Annotated in this window: 3 protein-coding genes; all 3 read right to left on the reverse strand. The window is 31.6% G+C overall.

From position 1 onward, the window contains the following. Positions 1–238 precede the first annotated feature (238 nt). The gene (gene rpsO, locus Q0C58_RS07940) at positions 239–508 is read right to left on the reverse strand and encodes a 30S ribosomal protein S15 (RefSeq protein ID WP_290699741.1); all 270 of its coding nucleotides are present in this window, start codon (positions 506–508) and stop codon (positions 239–241) included. 164 nt (positions 509–672) lie between these two features. Continuing rightward, positions 673–1,530 (reverse strand): acetyl-CoA carboxylase, carboxyltransferase subunit beta, encoded by an 858-nt coding sequence (accD, locus tag Q0C58_RS07945; protein WP_290699744.1) that lies wholly within the window; start codon positions 1,528–1,530, stop codon positions 673–675. Between the two features lie 217 nt (positions 1,531–1,747). After that, the gene (gene fbaA, locus Q0C58_RS07950; RefSeq protein WP_290699746.1) at positions 1,748–2,815 is read right to left on the reverse strand and encodes a class II fructose-bisphosphate aldolase; all 1,068 of its coding nucleotides are present in this window, start codon (positions 2,813–2,815) and stop codon (positions 1,748–1,750) included. Positions 2,816–2,888 lie beyond the last annotated feature (73 nt).

The raw sequence follows: 2,888 nt of genomic DNA on the forward strand, positions 1-2,888 counted from the left end.
TAAGTTTTAATAATTATACTCTAGAGGTAGTAGCTCTAGTTGTACTTTGGTTAAACATTGGTTGTTGTGTTGTAGTAGTTGTGACCAACGAAAAACTGTTTTTCCTGAACTTTTACATTGAGCTTGTCGAAATGCGTTTCAGGATCTAGCTTCTTCAATTTTGGAGTTTAGACTCTTCCAAAGCGAGTTTATTTGTAATAAAAAACCACGCTGTTAGGCGTGGTCTATAATATTAAGATTATTTTCTTAATCCTAATTCTTTTACTATTGCACGATATCTTAAGACATCTTTCTTAGTTAAGTAATCTAGTAAGCTTCTTCTTTTACCTACTAGCATTACTAACGAACGTTCTGTGTTATAATCTTTACGATTGTTTTTTAAGTGAGCTGTTAAGTGCTCAATTCTTTGTGTAAATATTGCAATCTGTCCTTCTGCAGAACCAGTGTCTTTTGCATTTTTACCGTGTTTTTTAAAAAGTTTCTCTTTTTCTTCTTTTGATAAATACATTCTAATATTGTTGTAAATGATTGTTATGTACACGAAAGCCTATCTTTCGAGCGGCAAATATAGTTATTTTTATTGAATTGCAAATAGCTTATGTATAAAATAAAAACAGCTTAAAATAGTATTATTTTTAAGCTGTTTAATGGGTTGTTATTTAATGATGAATGCTATGCTCTTAATGGCTGATTCGTTATTAAATCTATATATAAATTTACTTTATTTTTTAATTCTTTACGAAGTGTAATAAAATCTAGAAAACCATGATCTAATAAAAACTCCGATGTTTGGAAGCCTTCTGGTAATTCTTTTCCTGTTGTGTCTCTAACAACACGAGGTCCAGCAAAAGCAATTAAAGCACCAGGTTCTGCAATATTAATATCGCCTAGCATAGCAAAAGAAGCAGTTGTTCCTCCAGTTGTTGGGTCTGTACAAAGTGATATGTAAGGTAATTTTGCATCTGCAAGTTGTGCTAATTTAGAAGATGTTTTTACTAATTGCATTAAAGATAATGCAGCTTCCATCATTCTTGCACCTCCAGATTTTGAAATAATCATGAAAGGTAATTTGTTTTTTAAAGCATAATCTGCTGCTCGAGCAATTTTTTCTCCTACTACAGAACCCATAGAACCGCCAATAAAAGCAAAATCCATTGCAGCAATAACAAGGTCTTTACCTTTAGATTTTCCTACTGCACAACGTACAGCATCTTTTAAATTAGTTTTTTCTTGAGCTGCTTTTAAACGGTCTGTGTATTTTTTGGTATCTTCAAATTTAAGAGGATCTTTAGATGTTAAGTCTTTATCTAATTCTTTAAATTTATTGTCATCAAATAATATTTCGAAGTATTCTTTACTTCCTATTCTTACGTGATAACCATCTTCTGGACTTACGTAGAAATTTTTTGCTAATTCTTCAGAATCTATAACTTTACCAGTAGGAGACTTATACCACAATCCTTTTGGGATGTCTTTTTTGTCTTCAGTAGAAGTTTGTATTCCTTTGTCTTTTCTTTTAAACCAAGCCATATTGATTTACTTTTTTTTAGTTTATAATTCTAGCATAAGCTAGAATAGTTGCTGTTAGTTAGTTTTATGTTTTACAAAACACAAGACAACAAAATTACTATTTTTATCGATACAACTCAACATTTGGTATAGCTATATCGTTTTGGTTTGTTTTTTTAAATAAAAAAGTCCCATTTTAACTGTGTTAGAATGGGACTTAAAAGTGAAATTTTATGTGTTATAAAGTATTTACATTATTTAAATCTTGGAATGCTTTTTTAAGACGTTCCACAAATGTAATTTCTCCTTCTCTTAACCATTTTCTTGGATCGTAATGTTTTTTGTTTGGAGATTCTGGACCATCTGGAGAACCTATTTGAGATTTTAAATACTCAGTTTTTGCTCCTATATAATCACGAACACCAGTCATGAATGCGTATTGCATATCTGTATCAATATTCATTTTAATAACACCATAACCAATGGCTTCTTGTATTTCTGCTTCTGTAGAACCAGAACCACCATGAAATACAAAATCGATATGGTTATGGGCAACACCAAATTTCTTAGAAATATACTCTTGAGAATTTTTTAAAATTTTTGGTGTTAATTTTACATTTCCTGGCTTGTAAACGCCATGTACGTTTCCAAAGGCTGCTGCTATTGTAAACTGGTCGCTTACTTTGCTTAACTCTTCGAAAGCGTAAGCAACTTCTTCTGGCTGAGTATATAATTTAGATTCGTCAACATCACTATTATCTACACCATCTTCTTCACCACCTGTAATACCTAATTCTATTTCTAAAGTCATTCCCATTTTGCTCATGCGCTCAAGGTATGTTTTACAAATTTCTATGTTTTCTTCTAAAGGCTCTTCACTTAAATCAATCATGTGAGAACTGTAAAGCGACTTTCCAGTTTCAGCAAAATGTTTTTCACTTGCATCTAATAAACCATCAATCCAAGGTAGTAATTTTTTTGCTGCGTGATCTGTATGTAGTATAACTGGAACACCATAAGCTTCTGCCATTAAATGCACATGTTTTGCTCCTGCTATACAGCCTAAAATTGCTGCTTGTTGGTTTTCGTTGCTTAAACTTTTTCCTGCATTAAAAACGCCTCCTCCATTTGAGAATTGAATAATTACAGGAGCGTTTAAAGCAGCAGCTGCTTCTAAAACACCATTTACAGAATTATTGCCAACAACGTTAACTGCTGGTAAGGCAAAGCCTTTTTCTTTTGCTAGTTTAAAAATAGCTTGAACTTCCTTTCCTGTAGCTACTCCTGGTTTAATATTATGTGACATTTGTCTATTGTTTTAGTTGAAAAAATTGAACATCAAAAGTAATCAAATTTTAAATAGTTGTTGTAAAAAACAA

The organism is Lacinutrix sp. (assembly GCF_023299985.1).
Taxonomy (GTDB): domain Bacteria; phylum Bacteroidota; class Bacteroidia; order Flavobacteriales; family Flavobacteriaceae; genus Lacinutrix.

Coding starts and splice junctions, on each gene's coding strand:
- fbaA (WP_290699746.1), bottom strand. CDS start 2,815: ATGTCACATAATATTAAACCAGGAGTAGCTACAGGAAAGGAAGTTCAA.
- rpsO (WP_290699741.1), bottom strand. CDS start 508: ATGTATTTATCAAAAGAAGAAAAAGAGAAACTTTTTAAAAAACACGGT.
- accD (WP_290699744.1), bottom strand. CDS start 1,530: ATGGCTTGGTTTAAAAGAAAAGACAAAGGAATACAAACTTCTACTGAA.